Genomic DNA, 18,535 nt, shown 5'->3' with positions numbered 1-18,535 from the left:
TGAGACGTTCATTTAACCAGTCAACCCAAATCCGGGTTACAAAACTATCATCACTCTGTATTATCATTATTTCTCAACTATCTTTGGTGAGGCCTCATTACTCGGTTGTATTTTATTGTTTATAATGATCTGGCTGCCGTTCTTAAGCTTTAATTGGCCACTGGTAACTACCATATCTCCTGCTTGTAACCCTTTTAAAATAGCAATTTGATCGCCTCGAGTTTCTCCAACGGTCACAAAAATCTGTTTTACTACAAGAATTGGTTGATTATTTTTATCTTTTTGTCCGCTGTCTTTAACCAGATAGACAATATCACCATAAGGATTAAAGCTAATCGCCGATTGCGGTAGCGTGAGATAGTTTTGTTTCGCTCCAGTAACGACCTCTACTCGAGTAAACATACCTGGTTTCAATTTAAAGTCAGGATTAGGCAGAGTCGCCTCCACCCGAACATTACGGTTAGAGCTATCTACAATAGGTTCTATAGTAGTAATTTTTCCTTGAAAAATTTTATCAGGGAACGTATCGGTCACAACCTTTACTGTTTGCCCAAGTTCTAACTTTGCTAAAACTTGTTGGGGTAAATAAAAATCGACATAGATCGGATCTAAAGATTGTAATGTAGTCACCGCATCTCCTACATTGAGATACTGTCCTGGATTAATATTATTGATACCTAACTGGCCAGAAAAAGGGGCACGTATCGTCTTTTTTTCAGCTGTTGCAGCTTGTTGTGCGACTTGAGCCTGTAAATTTTTAAGATTCCATTCATCAGCATCTACTGTCTGTTTACTTACCGCATGAACCATATACTGGGCTTTATCGCGTTTATAGGTAATTTTTGCCAATTCAACTTGCGCCTGTAATGAGTGCAATAATCCAAGTTCGGTTCCCGCATTCAATTGCACCAAAACAGTACCTTCTTTAACCGCCGTCCCTGGAGTGAAATAAATTGTTTGAACCATACCCGCAAGCTCTGTAGTAACATTCACACCTAGTCGTGCCCGTATGCTACCTACTGCCTTTATAGTGGGTTGCCATAATGAAGGCTCAACTTTCATCGTCGACACCGTAACTGGAGGTGACTTCATTTGGAGAAAAAATTGGTTTCTCATGTAATTAACAAAAGCCTTCCAACCAAAAATCAGACCGAAAAGAACTCCCACGGAAACCAACATAATGATCATCTGTTTTTTAAAAAAAATTTCTTTCATCATAGACACTCTTTGACACACCAAGGTTTATGCCACCAGCCTCCACCTAAAGCCTGGAATAATGCGGCCGTATCACTGTAACGCGCAGCTTGTGCTTGAATGCGACTAATTCGCGTCTGCTGGTACTGCTGTTGTGCGTTTAATAAATTGATGTAACTTACCCCACCTAAACGATATTGTTTTAATGTAAGATTTAAAGAATCTCGAGCTGCATTTTCCGCTTTAATTTGCGCTTGTAATGTACGCGCATCGGTTTCTATTCCTCTTAAAACATCAGCTACATTTTGAAAGGCTTGTAATACCGTTTGTTTATATTGCGCTGCAGTTTGTTGATAAGCTGCAATTGCAGAACGTCGTTGCGCCCATAAAGCACCGCCATGGAACAAAGGTTGCATAACTTGGCCGGTTAGAGCCCAAACTTCATTTCTTTTGGTGAAAATGTTTGTAAACGAGGTATTAAGCCATCCCTCATTAGCGGTAATGGTAAATTGCGGAAATAAATTGGCTGTTGCTACTCCAATTTGAGCACATGCTTGATGTAGTAACGCTTCAGAGGCACGCACATCTGGACGCTGACGCACAAGATTTGAAGGCAAGCTCACAGGTAACTCTGCAGGTAATTTTAAGCGGTCCAATTGAATAGTGGGTAAAGGTGCCTCTGGGAAAGCCCCTACGAGCGTAGATAAAGCATGTTTGGCCTGAGATAAGCTTTTTTGGAGTGGTGGCAAAGTTGCTTTGGTCTGTTCCAGTAAGGTTTCCTGGGTCAATACATTTTCTTTGGAAACACCCCCTAAACGATATTGGTCATTTAAAACATCAAGCAAGCCTTGTTCTGCTTTGATTAAATCAACAGTAGCTTCAATTTGTGCCTGGTAGGATGCAACAGCTACTGAGGTGGTAACGATATTAGAAGTCAGCGTCAAATAGGTAGCAATTACTTGAAATTGCTGGTAATCAACCTGAGCTTTTAATGCTTCAATTTGACGCCGTGCTCCACCAAAAACATCCAGGGTGTAGGATAAATTAAATGAAGTATAAACCAGATTAAATGTCACGCTGTCACTTGGAATCCCTATTTGCAAGCCTGAATAACGCTGCCTTTGTACCATTTGCGATGCATCTATTGACGGCCACATCGAATTGCCAATCTGAACTTTAAGGTTTTCCTGTGCTTGACGCAAGGCAGCAGAGGCTGCGGCTAAATTGGGACTATTTGTTAATCCCATATGAATTAATTGATTGATTTCAGGTGAATGATACAGTTCCCACCAGAGTATAGGGATGTCCTTATTGGTAATAAACGTTTGTGCCTGGCCACCTTTTCCAAGAGTACTTACGGTTTTCTTCGGTAATGGTTTTTCAGTATATTTTTTTACTTTTGGGGGCTTGGGTGAATGAAAATTAGGTCCTACCATACAAGAAGTTTGCAACACTGTACTCAGAGAAACCAGTATAAAAACTTTTATATGCTGTCTAAAATCAAACACTAACGACAATCCTTTGCCAATCATCTGATGAATAATTATTAATTTATCATGGATCTGCGTGGGTTGACAGTTTCCGTGAACAGAATTGTTATTTTTAGTAGAGGTATTGCACTTCAATTTAATTGAATAAAAAATAAACACGAAGTACAATAAACCCCACTTCCCATGGTCTATTTTGAAATTTTATAGGCGATCAATGCGTAAGGAATTAAATATGCCTGCTGTAAAAATAACAGGAATAGGGAGTTATTTACCCAGAAACAAAGTTCTTTCCACTGAACTTGATTTACAACTTAACCTGCCCCAAGGCACTGTACAAAAAAAATCCGGTCTGATTTCACGACACTTTGCATCCCCTGATGAAACAACGTCTTATATGGGAGCACAAGCAGCATTAATTGCAGTCCAAAAAGCAAATATTCAATTAACCGATATTGATGTCATCATCAGTGCCTGCGGCGTATATGAACAACCAATTCCTTGTACTGCTGCATTAATTCAAAAACAACTAGGATTAGAACAATCAGGGATTGCATGTTTTGATGTAAATAGTACTTGCTTAAGTTTTATTAGCGCCTTAGACATTGCATCCTATTTAATCGAAGGCGGGCGATTTAAACGTGCTCTTATTGTTTCTAGTGATATCGCGTCGGCAGGATTGAATTGGCAAGATATGGAAACGTGTACTATTTTCGGCGATGGCGCTGCAGCCTGCGTGCTTGAAAAAAGTAATGGAACAAATCGTATTCTATCCTCGCATCATGAAACACATAGTATTGGTTCTACATTCTGTCAGATAGAGGCGGGAGGTACGCGCTTACCCCCTAAAAATCCCTTACTGCGTATAGAACAAAGCCTATTTTATATGGAAGGTAAAAAAGTATTCAAATTAGCTTCAAAATTATTAGACAATCTCATGGACAATCTATTCAGCAAAGCCAAGCTTAATCTAAGTGATATAGATTGGTTCATTCCGCATCAAGCAAGCCAGCTTGCGATGCATCACGTGCAGAAAAGATTAAATATTCCAACTGAAAAATTCGTTTCCATTTATCCCTATCATGGAAATCAAATTGCCGCATCTATTCCTACTGCATTATACACTTTAATTAACAGCCAACAGTTACAGCGCGGGCAATTAGTGTTATTAATGGGTACTGGAGCTGGCCTGGCAGCCGGCGGCATCATCTTGGAGTACTGATATGGTTTGCGTTGTGACAGGAGCTACGGGCTGTCTCGGATTGAATTTGACTCAACGATTGATCAAAGAGGGTTATGAGGTAATCGCCCTGGGCCGCAATGAGCGGCTTGGCAAAATCATTACTCAATCTGGCGCACAATTTATATCGGTTGATTTGCTTCATCAAGAGAAGTTAAAAAAAATAACTCGAAATGCCCAAACTATTTTTCATTGCGCGGCCTTATCTAGTCCTTGGGGACGGTATAAAGATTTTTATGATGCCAATGTTCTGGGCACCCAACACATAATCGACGCAACGCCCTTAAATACACGCTTAGTCCATGTTTCATCTCCAAGTATTTATTTTAATTTCTCAGAGCAACATAATATCAAGGAAGATGCATCGTTACCCTCAAAACCGGCCAATTATTATGTAAAAACCAAATTACTTGCTGAAACACTGATAAATAAGGCCTTTCAAGAAAAAAGTCTTAATGTGATTACCATACGTCCTCGTGCTATTTTTGGCCCTTATGATCGTGCCATTTTACCGCGGATCCTCCAGAATGAAAAAAAAGGAATTCTGCCTATTATTGGGAATGGGACCAACGTAATCGATATCACTTATGTTGAAAATGTAGTAGAAAGTTTGCTTTTAGCAGCACAAGCAGAACAACAATTTTGCGGTAATAAATACAATATAACCAATGGTGAACCAAGGACGTTATTAAGCATTATTTCTGAGCTTTTTAGAGTCTTACAAAAGCCATTTATACCCAAATTTATCCCCTACTCGATTGCAAAATTATATGCTGCGTGTATGGAAGAACTTTACAGCCTCCCATTTATTCAAAAAGAACCACGTTTAACCCGATACAGCGCAGCTGTTTTATGTATGGGACAAACATTAAATATTGAAGCGGCCCAAAAAGATTTGGGTTATCAACCGAAAGTCACTATTAATCAAGGAATAGAACATTTTGCGGAGTGGTATCAAAAATCATGATAGAATATCAATTATTTGAAGTTGGTTTTTGCAAACATTGTGCGCGCATGACCTTAAAGAATGCTCACTGGAAACAAAGCGAATATCCTGCCCTCTGTGCTTTAATCAAACATCCAACTCAAGGTTATATTCTATTCGATACGGGGTATAGCAACCGATTCTACGAATTAACCCAGAAATTCCCTTTTTCCCTTTACAGACACTTAACACCGGTACATATAAAAAAATCACTTAAAGAACAATTAGCGGAACAAAGTATCCAAGCATCAGAGATCAAAGGGATTGTGATCTCACATTTTCATGCAGATCACATTGGTGGTTTAAAAGATTTTCCTAATGCACAATTTTTCTGCCATCCTGATGCCATAAGCGACATACATCAAAAGAAAGGAATAAAAGCATTAATGCAGGGATTCTTACCCGGATTACTTCCTAAAGACTTTTATGAGCGCCTGGTTTTATTAAAAAACGAGGTTACGCTGAAACCCAATCTATTACCCTTTACTACTGGATTTGATCTCTTTAATGATCGACAGCTCATTGCCATCCCCTTACCAGGACATGCCAAGGGACAAATAGGTTTATACTTTAAAGCAGCTCAAGAAACCTTTTTGATTGCAGACAGTTGTTGGCATCAAGAATCCTTTAAGAAAATGATGTTTCCAAGTAATCTCACATACTTGATTCACGATAATAAAGAAAGTTATCAGCAAACAATCAAGAAATTGCACCAACTTTTTAATAATAACAAAGAAATCGATATGATTCCTTCCCATTGTCAGCATATACGGGCTCGTCTTTCAGGAAATCAATCATGATACTCAGACTCCTTTATTTTTATTTCAAGACCCACTTTCTGCGAAAGCGATTTAAATCACGAGACCAATTATCGACTTATCAGGAAAAGCAATTTAGAAAGTTAATAAAAAAAACCTTATATAAATCTCCTTTTTATCAACCCTATTTGGATAAACCATTTAATGAATGGCCAATTATCAACAAAAAAATAATGATGCAGCATTTTGATGAAATAAATACGGTCAAAATTAAGAAAGATCGGGCCTTGAAGCTGGCTTTAAAAGCAGAAAATACACGCGATTTTTCCGCCTTAATCGATGGGATTGCCGTTGGACTTTCTTCTGGCACATCAGGAAATCGAGGGTTATTTCTTGTCAATAAAAAGGAACGCGATGCCTGGGCTGGCATTTTATTAGCTAAGGCCTTACCGAAGGGCTTAAAGAGAAAAGAGCGCATTGCATTTTTCCTTAGAGCTAATAATAAGCTCTACACGACGCTGAGCAAAAGTAAAAAAATTCAATTTCATTTTTTTGATTTACTCGAAAACTTCGAAACTCATATTGATCGCTTAAATGAAATACAACCCACCCTTTTATCAGCACCCACCTCAGTATTACTAGCTTTAACTAAGGAAAAACAACGCTTATCAATTACTCCTGAAAAAATATTTGCTGTTGCTGAAGTTTTGGAAAAACGTGATGAAGCAATTATAAGTACCGCGTTTAATTGTCAGGTCGCGCAAGTATATCAATGCACGGAAGGATTTTTAGCTATTAGTGACAAAGACAGTAATCGTTTATTAATGAATGAAGAATATTTAATTATCGAAAAGGATTGGCTGGATGAAAAGCGTTTTGTCCCCATTATCACGGACTTATTGCGAACAACACAACCCATAATCCGCTATCGTTTAGATGATGTGTTGATTGAAGAACAATCAAATGACGTTTTTACACGGTTGGAAGGAATTGAAGGCCGTGTAGGTGATATTTGTTATGCAACCCAAAATAATAAAGTATTTCCCCTCTTTGCTGATCTGATACGTCAGAAAATGGCCTCCTTCACTTTTGAATTCGATGATTACACCATCCAACAACACGCATTAAATCAATTTACAATTCAAATCACCCCTGACTTGCCCGATAAAAATGCATTAATCGCTCATTTAAACGAATTATTTCATGCGCAAAATTACGATATCCCTTCATGGCAATGGCAGCCTTTTATAAAAAAGGAATTTGAAGCCAAAAACCGGAGAATCCAGGCCCTACCTGAAATCGTCCAGTCTCTTTAAATTAATCATAGAATAGGAATTGAACGGATAAAGACTTCAGAGTCTTGTTCCGGTATAATGACTTTTTTTAATACAATTCGCATGAAATATTTATGTGATCCATACATTTTTTTCACTATGCCTAAAATATTTTCAAAAATAACTGTTGAGATGGATGAGCTCGCATTCACAAATAACCAATTTACAGCATTGATTACTGAAGGGGTTTGTACTTGCATTGCTTTTATGATTAGGGGCCAATACTGGGATGATGAGCTTGAAGAGAAAATCAGTTTTTGTGGGTTATATCATTGGTCAGGCTTTGGATTTTCAAATAAAAACAGAGACCAGTTAGCTCAGGAAACTTTTGAAGACTTCCTCGAAAGTCTTCGTGCCGAATTTAACTTATATCCTGATACTCCGATTGACATAATATCACTTCAATTTATCGGTGGAGAAAAAGAAGAAATTGACGATGATGAAATAACCTTGCATGGCACAGAAGCCGAAGTGAGCTCATTAACAAAAATAGTCCAAAAATTTGATTTTAAGGGACATTTTTTTATTCTTCATCCTGATGCAATCGAGCATCATCATTTTTTAACCAGTGGCGATCAATCCATTACAATTACAGCAACACCCTACGCTTGTGTTTTTTATATTGATTCAGGCTTAGATGAAGACTCAACAATTGATTCAGCCATAGATGAAGATTTAACTTATTATCCAAGATTCGACTCCCCTTAAGGGGAGTCGTAAAGAAATTATTGTGATGCTCTTTGAATATCTTTACCCACGGTAGACACGTCTTTTCCAAAGCCATGCACCGTTCCACAAGAACTTAGCAGGCCAAGTGTTGTAAGACAAATACTTACGATTGCTATTTTTTTCAGAGTATTCATAATTTTCCCCTCTTTTTTGTTTTTAAAAATTTCCTTTATGTAGATTATTTTAGTCCATATTTTTATAAAGTTAGAAATTAATAATAAGTTTAAGTAATATGATCATTAATGTATTTTTCACAAAATATTGATACATTATCCAATTTCACGCATATAAAGGGAAATAAATTTTGCGCCTGTCTTTTGTAACTTGCATTTTAATCACGTTAGCATCTACAGGCTGCTCCCTATTGGGTGAAACCCATACGAGTACAGAACCGCTCAATACAACTGATTTAGCAGTAAAACACGTTTATAAAAAACCTGAAAAAATTAAATCAGCGCATTATTTTAAACAGTTTAATGATCCGCAATTAGATCAACTTGTCTCAGTCGCTCTTGCGGATACCCCTGATATGCGCAGCGCCAAAGCACGAGTGATACGTGCCCAACAACTTGCAAAAATCGCCTCATCATCACTATGGCCATTTATAGACTCGGGCGGTTATTTGGAACAATTTTACTTTCCTATACGTGGCAAAATACCGCCTCCAATTAACTCAATAAAAATCGATCAAGTAAAAGTTGCAGATATTGGCTTAAAATTTAATTATGAGCTGGATTTTTGGGGCAAAAATAGAGAAACCTTAGCTACTAGATTAAGTGAAACATTTGCGGCACAGATGGAGCTGGCTGAAACCCGACTGGTTTTGAGTGCTTCGATTGCAACCGCTTATTTTGAAGTTCAAAATAACATTATTCAACAACATTTAGCCAAAGAAAACGCACGCTTGTTAAAGCAACTTGCTGATATCATCGCTGATCGCGAACGACAAGGCATTGAATCAAATATTCCCGTAAAAACAGCTGTTGCTAATGCTCAAGAAGCTATATTGTCCATAGAAGATTACAAGCGTGCTGAAATGCAATCGCGACATCAATTAGCCGTTTTAATGGGTAAAAATCCCTTGAATACACAAATTGATCCAGCTCCTTTTGTATATGACAAAAAGCAGCTCCAGTTACCCCCAATAATCCCGGCAAATATACTGGCACAAAGACCGGATATTGCTTCAGCACGGGCGCTTACCGAAGCTGCAGCACATCAAGTGAATGTTGCAAAAACCGCTTTTTTCCCCAATATTAATTTGAAGGGGTTGCTCAGCTTGCAAAGTCTGTACTTTAGTAAAGCGTTTAATATATGGCTCCAAAACGATAATGCCGCTGCTGCTTTTGATTTACCTATTTTTGATGCAGGTGCACGAAGAGCGAATCTTGGGGTTAACTATGCACAATTTGAACTTGCTGTGAACCAATATAATCAAACTATTTTAAATTCATTACAACAAGTCAGTGATCAACTTTCAGCCCTAAAAACACTTAATACTCAAATTACAGCACAGAACCAAGCATTAATTAATATCCAATCCAATTACAAATTATTTCAGGCGCGTTATACTCAAGGAATTATTGATTACACCCAACTAATTGAAATAAAACAGTTATTAATCCAGCAAAAAGCTATTTTGAATAATTTGCAAACACGTCAAAAGCAAGCTTTTGTAGCCTTATTAGCAGCTTTAGGTGGAGAGCTATAGAATTATGGCAGAAAAAGAAGAAACTGAGGTCGAATCGAAAAAAGTTGGTGCAACAACTGAAACATTACGCAAACGCAAAATTGCTATGCTCGTTCTTGGCGGTATTTTTTTACTTACTGCATTGTTATGGTTTCTCTATTGGCTCATTTGGGGACGGTTTGAACTCTATACCGATGATGCCTACGTCAACGGAAATATGGTGCAACTGATGCCTCAAATCCCCGGGACAGTTATCACGATAAACACCGATGAAACTCAACTGGTCACTGAAGGTCAAATCATAATTAAATTAGATCCTACCGATTATGCAATAGCGCTACAAAAAGCTAAAGCAAATCTGGCACAAACCGTACGACAAGTGCGTCAGTATTTTGAAAATGCAGCTCAGGTACAACAAAATGTGAATGTGAACAAAGCAAATCTGGTCAAAGCGCAACTGGATTTAAAACGTCGCGAAGGTTTGGTTGGTAATCGTGCTGTATCCCGTGAAGAGATGCAACATTATAAAACAACCGTGGAAGCGGCTCAGGCAACTTATGATAGCTCATTGCATCAACTGGATGCAGCTCTTGCGCTAGTTGAAAATGCACATCTGTATACTCATCCACTTGTTGAAACTGCGAAAGCAAATCTAAAAACAGCTTATCTGAATTTTCAAAGAACAACTATTGCCGCCCCAATCACCGGTTACGTAGCAAAACGTAGTGTGCAACCTGGACAGCAAGTATCGCTGAACTCAGTCATGTTGGCGATTATTCCGCTCCACGATACCTGGGTAGATGCAAACTACAAAGAATCTTCTCTCAACGATATTCGCATTGGTCAGCCAGTTACTCTCTATGCTGATGCTTATCCTGAAATAACTTATCATGGAAAGGTTGTTGGCCTAAATGCGGGAACAGGCTCGGCTTTTTCTTTACTCCCCCCACAAAATGCCACAGGAAACTGGATTAAAATCGTACAAAGACTTCCTGTGCGTATTAGTTTAAACCCCGCTGAATTGAAAAAAATTCCATTACAACTAGGATTATCCATGCGGGTTACTATTGATACTCATAACTTAAACGGCAATCGGATTCCACAAACAGCCGAGCCTAAATTTAAGTATCAAACAAAAATTTATAAAAAACAGCTCGCAGAAGTAAAATCACTTATTGATGAAATTTTACATGCAAACTCACCCGATATGTTCCTCCCAAGGACAAAATCATAATGGCCGAGCATCTTCCACTAGTTGGCAGTAGATTGACTCTGATGACCATTTCTTTATCATTGGCTATCTTTATGAATGTCCTTGATATCTCTATTGCTAATGTAGCCATTCCAACCATTGCAGGCGATTTAGGCGTTAGCCCAGATAATGGAACGTGGGTTATTACCTCGTTTGCTGTAAGTCAAGCCATTATGCTTCCTCTAACCGGATGGCTAGCCAAGCGTTTTGGCGAGGTTCGTTTATTTATTTTCTCTACAACCTTATTTACAATTGCCTCTGTGCTTTGTGGGTTATCAATGAGTTTAGAAATGTTGGTTTTTTTCCGAGTGATTCAAGGTGCTGTTTCGGGACCAATGATTCCTTTATCACAAAGTATCCTCCTCGCTAATTATCCTCCTGAAAAAAGAGGATTGGCAACTGGTATATGGACCATGACTGCTATTGTGGGACCTATATTTGGTCCAATCCTGGGTGGTGTTATTACCGATAATTACACCTGGCCGTGGATTTTTTATATTAACGTCCCTGTGGGTATCTTTTCAGTACTATTTACGTTGATTACTCTTAGTGGAAGAGAGACACCTATCACAAAACTACCAATTGACCTTATTGGCTTGTTATTGTTATCAATAGGAGTTGGCTGTTTGCAAATTTTATTAGATAAAGGACATGATTTAGATTGGTTTCATTCACCGTTTATTGTTACTTTAGCAATCGTCTCGACCGTTACGCTTAGCTTCTTAATCATTTGGCTTTTAACACAAAAACATCCAATTATTGATTTATATTTATTTACTAATCGCAATTTTTCTATTGGGACAATGAGTTTAACTTTAGGGTTTATGGTGTATTTCTCCACTGTAGTTATTTTCCCATTATGGCTACAAACGCAAATGGGTTACACCCCAACTTGGGCAGGATTTGCAGTGGCTCCAGTAGGGATTTTGCCCTTCTTTTTAACGCCTATTGTAGGTAATTATATGGGTAAATTTGATTTACGCATTATTATCAGCCTTGGATTTATTGTGTTTGCGGGGACGTGCATATGGCAATCTACCTTTTATACTGAAATGAGTTTTATTCAACTGATTAGACCTCGATTTATTCAAGGGATTGGACTTGCTTTTTTCTTTACCCCATTAATTGTGCTTATTTTGGCTGAGCTGCCCCCTGATCGCTTGGCAAGTGCATCGGGCCTTGTCAACTTTTGCCGAATTTTGGGGAGCAGCTTTGGAACATCAATCAGCGTCACCTTATGGAATCATAGAGAGGCTTTGCACCAAAGTCATCTGGTGGAACAAATAACCGCATACAATCCTTTGTTGCAACAATCACTCAATCAACTGCATTCATTGGGAATTACGGGTCTCAAGGGGTTCGGAGTCCTCTATGCCACGATAATCAATCAAGCATTTATGCTCGCTACAAACGACATTTTCAGACTCGCAGCCTGGATTTTCATATTCTTGCTTGCCATGATTTGGCTTGCTCAGCCCACCTTTGTACGCTCATCCGTAAAGTTTGCAGCAGAGTGATTGTTTTTGAGTCAATACTTCCCTATAATCGCCAACGGCTCCAAATAATAAAAATAATAAAAAAGGTGTTCTGAAATGAAAAAATGGATTCTACTGGCTACAACCAGCTTAATGATGATGAATGCTCATGCTGATAAATCTTGGTGTGGATATAAAGATTATTTCCGCTTAAGCGATACTTCCCACCCTGGTATCTACGTCGTAAGTGGATTTAATGATGCAGATGTGATGCTTCACATAATTGGACCACGTAGTTTTGAGATTTTAGACTCATTTGCATGCCGTTCTGGTTATGCCCATGTTACTGTAGCTTATGATTCAGAGAATTGGTGTGTTCTTGATATTAAAGATGGTCCATTAATGAATCATCCAGTTGTTAGTGCTTCTTGTAATGGAATTCGCTACATTGATACTGTATACGATGGCATGGGTAGTTACTCCTATACTATTAATCTTGATTAATAAGTAAACCTGTGATGAAGAATTAAGGCAAGAGAGATTCCTGGAGTATAAATATCAGTCTGGACTCCTTGCCTTTATCCCTATCTTATCCTTTCTTGCCCATATCTAAAGACCAACCACCGCCTAAGGCTTTAATCAGCTGAATACTCGCAATTTGACGACGAGTGTGGATATTAACTAATGCCAGTTTTGATTGTAATGCAGTATTTTCAACGACGACAACCTGCAGAAACGTAACCAAGCCTCCTTTGTATCGGTATAACTCCTGATCCCAAGCTCGTTTTGCTGCTCGAGTTGCTGCCTCTTGGCTTCGATATTCCTGATCGAGCTGGTGAACCGCAATCAGATTATCCTCCACCTCCTGAAATGCAGTTAAGACGGTTTGCCGATAAGTAGCAACTGTTTCAAAATACTGGGCTTTAGCTTGATTTAATAGACCACGCAATCGACCACCATCAAAAATCGTTACTTGCGCTACAGGTTGAGTTAAGGTCAATAAACTCAAAGGACCAAGTGACCAAAAAAGGCTCGGTTTTGAAATGAGATTCGCAAGGCTTTTGCTCTGAACACCAGTACTTCCAGATAAGTCAATCACAGGGAAAAAAGCAGCTCGTGCTACGCCAATATTTGCATTGGCCGCTTGCACCCGAGATTCGGCAGCAACAATATCAGGTCTTCGCTCTAGAAGGGTCGAAGGAATATTAGGGGCTATTTCCAGAAAAACTTTAGGTGATTGGGCAGGAGGTAAAGAAAAATTACTGGGTATTTCCCCAACCAATACTGCGATTGCATGTTCAAGCTGGGCTCGCTGTAATCGCATGTCAGCCGCCATGGTTTTTGCATTCTCAAGCTGAGTTTCTGCCTCATCAACATCGGCTATAGGCGCAGCACCGCCTCGATAACGATTTTTCGTTAAATAAAGCGCTTTTTGATAAGCAATAACGGTAGTATCCAATATACGTTGTGCCTCATCACTCCCTCTTAATGCAAAATAATCATTAGCAAGTTCTGCCTGTAAACTCAACCGAATCGAAGCAGCATCAGCCGCGCTTGCCGAAGCATTACGCTCACTGGCAATGACCGAATTGCGAACACTGCCCCAAGCATCAAGCTCATAAGCGAGAAAACCACCCAATAGAAATTGGTTAAATACAGGGGTCTTTACTGGATTTGCTACCGTGCGTGAACTTTGCTGACGATCTGCATTGAATAATCCCTGAATGGTTGGAAAAAAATACGATCGAGCTACTTGTACTAATGAAATTGATTCCTGAAAATGAGCATAGGCCAATTTCAAATCTTGGTTTGCACTATTCAGCTGGTTTTCCAAATCATTTAATACAGGATCATTAAACGCTTGCCACCAGCCATCTGGAGCCACAATTCGTGGTGTCGATTTAATTTCCACCCATGCTCCTGGTTCCTTAAAGTGCTCTGGGACAGGCATGGTTGGGCGATGATAGGTTGGGGCCATAGAACAACCCATTAATGCAAAAACAAGTACCCCAGCACCAATCAATTTTCTCATGAAACAACTCGCACAATTTCCCCATTAACAATAGCATCAGGAGGATTAAGCACTACTCGATCGCCCGGCAATACTCCTGTGGCAATTTCAACTGTTGCGCCAAAATCACGTCGAAGAGTAACCGATTTTAAGACAATCTTATTGTCTTTATCCAAAGTTGCTACTTGTAATCCTTGAGCCTGAAAAAGCAAGGTATTTACAGGAAGAATCACCGTTTTTGGAGGAATGGGCAAAGTAAACCATACTTCAGTATAACCACCCGGCAATAACTCCCCATTTTTATTAGGAGAAATAAATTGAGCGAGCAAAGTACGTGTATCGGGATCAATTGCTTGTGCTGTTTCAAATAGTTTGGCGGAAAAAACTTGCTTGGGATGCTCCGCGAAATGTAGATCTACAATCATATTTGGTTTAATTCGCGACGAGTAATACTGGGGAATTTTGACATAAATTCGCAAAGGACTTGTTTGGGCAATACGAAATAAAGGTTTTGCTGTTGAACTGCTTCCTGCATCAATTAAATCACCAATATCTGTGGCGCGATCCGTGATCACTCCATCAAAAGGGGCGATAACACGTTCAAATCCAACTAATTCTTGTAATCGTTGCAAGTTAGCCTTAGCTGAAAACATCGCAGCCTCTAAAGCTGCAGCTGTACTTACTTTTTCATCTGTCTCTTGTTGGGATACTGATTCTGTTTTAACTAAATTAAGCCAACGCCTTGCAGTAATCTGTGCCAATTGATTATTTGCTATTGCAGTCTTCAAATCGGCTCTTGCTTGGCGCTCCTGCGCGTCAAGCTCCGGTGTTTCAATGACCGCAAGCAAATCCCCTTTTTTAACGTGACTGCCAATATCGACATACCATTTTTTAATATAACCATTAGTGCGTGCATAAATAGGTGACTCGTGCCAAGCTTGAACATTGCCTGGTAAAATAATTTTATCAACTCCTTTCTCTTGTTGGGCTTTCATCACTCGCACCACAGGAACCGCATCAGCAAGCGTTTCATTACGCAAGTGAATTGCTGCGTAAACACGTAAAAAAACTATCACCAACATGATGAATAAAAAAACTGTAATCGCGATAATACGTCGCCTATGTTTATGGTCCTGTCCAGATGATTGAATTGATTTAAGCATGATCCTTCCTTTGCTTCTTCTTCAGCTTGAATTCGTGAATCACATAAAAAACTGAAGGGACAAAAAAGAGAGTAGCCATCGTTGCAAAAGATAGCCCTCCAATTACTGCCCGCCCTAACGGAGCATTCTGCTCACCCCCATCTCCCAAGCCTAATGCCATAGGAAACATACCGATTATCATGGCCAATGCAGTCATCATTACCGGTCTTAGACGCGTCTGCCCTGCCTCAAGCGCGGCTTTCATGGGATCATTTTCAGTTGCAAGATGATCGCGAGCAAAACTAATGATGAGGATGCTATTTGCTGTTGCAACTCCCATACACATAATTGCTCCTGTTAGAGCAGGTACACTTACTGCGGTATGAGTAATAAATAACATCCAGGCAATTCCTGCAATCGCAGCAGGTAATGCGGTAATAATAATAAATGGATCAACCCAGGATTGAAAGTTAATAACAATCAGCAGGTAAACTAATAAAATAGAAAAAGCCAATCCCCAATATAAACCATTGAATGCATGCTCCTTAGTATCTATCTGACCGCGAATCGCTACAGATGATCCTTTCGGTAGGTCCTTCTGCGTATCACGGATTATCCTCCGGATATCTTTAGTTATTGAGCCTAAATCTCTATCCTGGATTGAAGCAAAAATATCAATGACAGGCTGAACATTATAATGTGACTCAACAACTGAGGTCCAAGTACGTTTCAGCTTTGCAAAAGAACCTAAAATTTGCAGTTGACTAGGCAGAGTTAAACTTCCAATTGGAATATTAAGCAAATCATTTAATGAGGTCATCACATATTGCGGTGCCTGTGTAACAATCGGATAAGACACTCCATTTTTAGGATCCAACCAAAATGTGGGTGTTGTTTGAAAACTGCCTGATAGCGTAACTAACAAATCAGAGGCGACATTGAATTGCGTAAATCCAAGTTCATTTGCCAAACTACGGTCAACCTCCACAAAAAACTCAGGATAATCATTAGATTGCCTTATTCGTACATCGGTGAGACCAGGTACTCGTTTTAGCTGATTCATCAGTTTATTGGCATAATGAGCGTTGTCTTCTTTTTTTAAGCCAATAACCTGAATATTAATGGGTGATGGCAAACCAAAATTGATGATTTGGCTTACTATATCAGCAGGTAAAAATGCGAACGTCACTGCTGGAAAACGTTCTCTCAGAACCGATCTTAATTGATGCACATAATTCGAGCTGGGTCGATGCCCTTCTTTCAAAGAAATTAAGATATCCGCATCTTCTGGCCCATTCGTTGCTGAATTACTGTACGATAAATTAATTCCGCTTACCGGTAAGCCAATATTATCAACAATACTTCCTAGATCCTTAGGCGGTATTACTTGTCGAATCGTGGTATCAATATTATCTACAAGCCGTGCTGTTTCCTCTACGCGGGTTCCTGTAGGAGCACTAATATGCAATTTGATTTGTCCGGCGTCCACACTAGGAAAAAAATTCGAACCAAGCCATGGCCAAAGCAATACTATTGAAATACTAACAAAGCCTAAGAAATAAAAAATAAAAACCTTAGCATTGTTCAATGCCCAAGATAATGATTTAGAGTACTGCGACCGCAATCGTGTAAATTGTTCTTCGAATGCTTCGTGCACACGAGCAAATCGGCTTTTATTTTTCTCTTCCGTCATCAGCTCGTGTTTGTGCAACCAATATTTTGCCAGGGTAGCAACCAGGGTTCGTGATAAAATATAAGACATGAGCATGGCAAAAATTACGGCTTCAGCTAAAGGCACAAATAAATATTGGGCGACACCTCCCAAATAAAACATAGGAACAAACACGATACAAATGCATAAAGTCGATACCAATGCAGGTATCGCAATCTGTTTCGCGCCATCAAGAATTGCTTGCTCTACTTCTTTACCTTGCTCCAAATTCCAGTTAATGTTTTCAATAGCTACCGTCGCATCGTCAACTAAAATACCCACAGCAAGTGCCAAACCACCCAAGGTCATAATATTGATTGTCTCTCCTAAAGCAGACAGGATACTAATTGATGCGATGATGGATAACGGGATGGACAAAGTTATTATAAAAGTGCTACGTAAACTGCCTAAAAAGAGTAAAATCATAAGCCCAGTTAATGCAGCCGCTATCACTCCCTCCGTAATTACCCCGCGAATTGCAGCAGTAACAAAGATTGATTGATCCGCAAAGTTAGACAAATTAAGTCCTTCCGGAAGCATGTTCTTAACTTTAGGTAATAAAGCCTTAACCCGATTCACAATATCTAAAGTAGACGCATTGCCGGTTTTTTGAATTGACATCATTACTGCCCGTTTTCCATCCACTCGTACTATATTGGTTTGCGGTGCAAATCCATCGCGTACATGCGCAACATCACGCACATATAAAACGCGACCAGGAGTAGATTTAACCGGCACATCATTTAATTCAACTGCTGAAAGCGGGCTACCATTTAATTTAACAATGTATTCATATTCACCTATTTTTTGTGTACCTGCAGGGATAATCAGATTTTGGGCAAGAATTGCATTATTCACCTCTTGTGCCGAAATACCATAGGTTTGCATGGCTTGCAGATCTAAATCGACCTGGATTTGACGTATTTTTCCTCCATAGGGATACGGTACCGCGGCTCCTTGTACTGTTGCAAGTTGCGTACGAAGAAAGTTATTACCTAAATCATTTAGCTTTTGTTCCGGGATGGTTCCACTTGATAACACCAGTTGTAAAACAGGAACTGTTGAGGCTTTATAGCTCAATACCAATGGCGGTAAAGTCCCAGGCGGCAAATTACGGAGTATCGTTTGTGCAATTGCTGTAACTTGGCTTAAAGCCAAGTCAACATTGACATCAGGTTGAAAGAATAATTTGATCACACTGACACCAATCAGCGACGAGGATTCAATATGTTCAATATCATTCACAGTGGTAGTAACGGCTCGCTCAAATACACTCGCAATGCGATTACCCATTTCATCAGGAGGCAAGCCCGCATAATTCCATACAACACTCACAACCGGGATATCGATGTCAGGAAAAATATCTGTAGGAGTCCGCATTATTGCTAAAGGCCCAATAATAAGAAGCATCAGAGCCATTACAATAAACGTGTAAGGTCGCGAAAGCGCAATCCATACAATCCACATAAATATCCATATTAACGATTTGAAAAGTAGATCATTATATCAATGAAATACATAAAACTT

Annotated in this window: 15 protein-coding genes; 9 read left to right on the top strand and 6 right to left on the bottom strand. The window is 39.3% G+C overall.

What is annotated here, in order from left to right; genetic code table 11:
• Positions 1–66: 66 nt before the first annotated feature.
• Together BW930_RS01635 and BW930_RS01630 are read right to left on the bottom strand one after the other, a co-directional pair.
• Entirely contained in the window at positions 67–1,215 is a 1,149-nt protein-coding gene (locus BW930_RS01635) for an efflux RND transporter periplasmic adaptor subunit (RefSeq protein ID WP_058466795.1), read from the bottom strand.
• Positions 1,215–2,702 (bottom strand): efflux transporter outer membrane subunit, encoded by a 1,488-nt coding sequence (locus tag BW930_RS01630; RefSeq protein ID WP_058466729.1) that lies wholly within the window; start codon positions 2,700–2,702, stop codon positions 1,215–1,217. The genes BW930_RS01635 and BW930_RS01630 overlap by 1 nt, the downstream gene beginning before the upstream one ends.
• Before the next feature lie 214 nt (positions 2,703–2,916).
• Between BW930_RS01630 and BW930_RS01625 the strand changes: the two genes are divergently transcribed.
• The 5 genes from BW930_RS01625 (at position 2,917) to BW930_RS01605 (ending at position 7,706) form a co-directional block, all read left to right on the top strand.
• A complete protein-coding gene (locus BW930_RS01625; protein WP_058466730.1) occupies positions 2,917–3,903 on the top strand; it encodes a beta-ketoacyl-ACP synthase III in 987 nt (328 codons plus the stop codon).
• A 1-nt stretch (position 3,904) separates the two neighbouring features.
• Complete coding sequence (locus BW930_RS01620; protein ID WP_058466731.1) at positions 3,905–4,888, top strand: NAD-dependent epimerase/dehydratase family protein; 984 nt, start codon at positions 3,905–3,907, stop codon at positions 4,886–4,888.
• Complete coding sequence (locus BW930_RS01615) at positions 4,885–5,706, top strand: MBL fold metallo-hydrolase (protein WP_082647048.1); 822 nt, start codon at positions 4,885–4,887, stop codon at positions 5,704–5,706. Before BW930_RS01620 ends, BW930_RS01615 begins: the two co-directional genes overlap by 4 nt.
• Positions 5,703–6,980, top strand: coding sequence for a F390 synthetase-related protein (locus tag BW930_RS01610; protein ID WP_058466733.1), 1,278 nt, complete (start codon positions 5,703–5,705; stop codon positions 6,978–6,980). The genes BW930_RS01615 and BW930_RS01610 overlap by 4 nt, the downstream gene beginning before the upstream one ends.
• Before the next feature lie 117 nt (positions 6,981–7,097).
• Positions 7,098–7,706, top strand: coding sequence for a hypothetical protein (locus BW930_RS01605; protein WP_131756795.1), 609 nt, complete (start codon positions 7,098–7,100; stop codon positions 7,704–7,706).
• 17 nt (positions 7,707–7,723) lie between these two features.
• On the opposite strand, the gene BW930_RS01600 is transcribed toward BW930_RS01605, so the two are convergent.
• Positions 7,724–7,861, bottom strand: a complete 138-nt coding sequence (locus tag BW930_RS01600) for an entericidin A/B family lipoprotein (protein WP_064276625.1) — start codon at positions 7,859–7,861, stop codon at positions 7,724–7,726.
• A 170-nt stretch (positions 7,862–8,031) separates the two neighbouring features.
• Between BW930_RS01600 and BW930_RS01595 the strand changes: the two genes are divergently transcribed.
• The 4 genes from BW930_RS01595 to BW930_RS01580 all read left to right on the top strand — a co-directional run bounded on the left by BW930_RS01595 (position 8,032) and on the right by BW930_RS01580 (position 12,648).
• Positions 8,032–9,438 carry an efflux transporter outer membrane subunit gene (locus tag BW930_RS01595; protein WP_058466735.1) on the top strand — a complete coding sequence of 469 codons (1,407 nt, stop codon included), beginning with the start codon at positions 8,032–8,034 and terminating at the stop codon, positions 9,436–9,438.
• Positions 9,439–9,442: 4 nt separating this feature from the next.
• The gene (locus BW930_RS01590) at positions 9,443–10,651 is read left to right on the top strand and encodes an HlyD/EmrA/EmrK family protein (RefSeq protein WP_058466736.1); all 1,209 of its coding nucleotides are present in this window, start codon (positions 9,443–9,445) and stop codon (positions 10,649–10,651) included.
• Entirely contained in the window at positions 10,651–12,186 is a 1,536-nt protein-coding gene (locus tag BW930_RS01585; RefSeq protein WP_058466737.1) for a DHA2 family efflux MFS transporter permease subunit, read from the top strand. The genes BW930_RS01590 and BW930_RS01585 overlap by 1 nt, the downstream gene beginning before the upstream one ends.
• Before the next feature lie 75 nt (positions 12,187–12,261).
• Complete coding sequence (locus BW930_RS01580; RefSeq protein WP_058466738.1) at positions 12,262–12,648, top strand: hypothetical protein; 387 nt, start codon at positions 12,262–12,264, stop codon at positions 12,646–12,648.
• Positions 12,649–12,733: 85 nt separating this feature from the next.
• Here the strand turns inward: BW930_RS01580 and BW930_RS01575 are convergent, their stop codons facing one another.
• From BW930_RS01575 to BW930_RS01565, 3 genes are read right to left on the bottom strand one after another with little or no spacing between them, the layout of a single operon-like run.
• Positions 12,734–14,176, bottom strand: coding sequence for an efflux transporter outer membrane subunit (locus BW930_RS01575; RefSeq protein ID WP_058466739.1), 1,443 nt, complete (start codon positions 14,174–14,176; stop codon positions 12,734–12,736).
• The gene (locus BW930_RS01570) at positions 14,173–15,318 is read right to left on the bottom strand and encodes an efflux RND transporter periplasmic adaptor subunit (protein WP_058466740.1); all 1,146 of its coding nucleotides are present in this window, start codon (positions 15,316–15,318) and stop codon (positions 14,173–14,175) included. Before BW930_RS01570 ends, BW930_RS01575 begins: the two co-directional genes overlap by 4 nt.
• A complete protein-coding gene (locus BW930_RS01565; protein ID WP_058466741.1) occupies positions 15,311–18,475 on the bottom strand; it encodes an efflux RND transporter permease subunit in 3,165 nt (1,054 codons plus the stop codon). Before BW930_RS01565 ends, BW930_RS01570 begins: the two co-directional genes overlap by 8 nt.
• Between the last annotated feature and the right edge of the window lie 60 nt (positions 18,476–18,535).

The organism is Fluoribacter gormanii (genome assembly GCF_900156395.1).
GTDB lineage: Bacteria > Pseudomonadota > Gammaproteobacteria > Legionellales > Legionellaceae > Legionella > Legionella gormanii.
The sequence above is the reverse complement of the archived record's forward strand: the minus strand, read 5'-3'. Positions and strand labels throughout refer to the sequence as shown.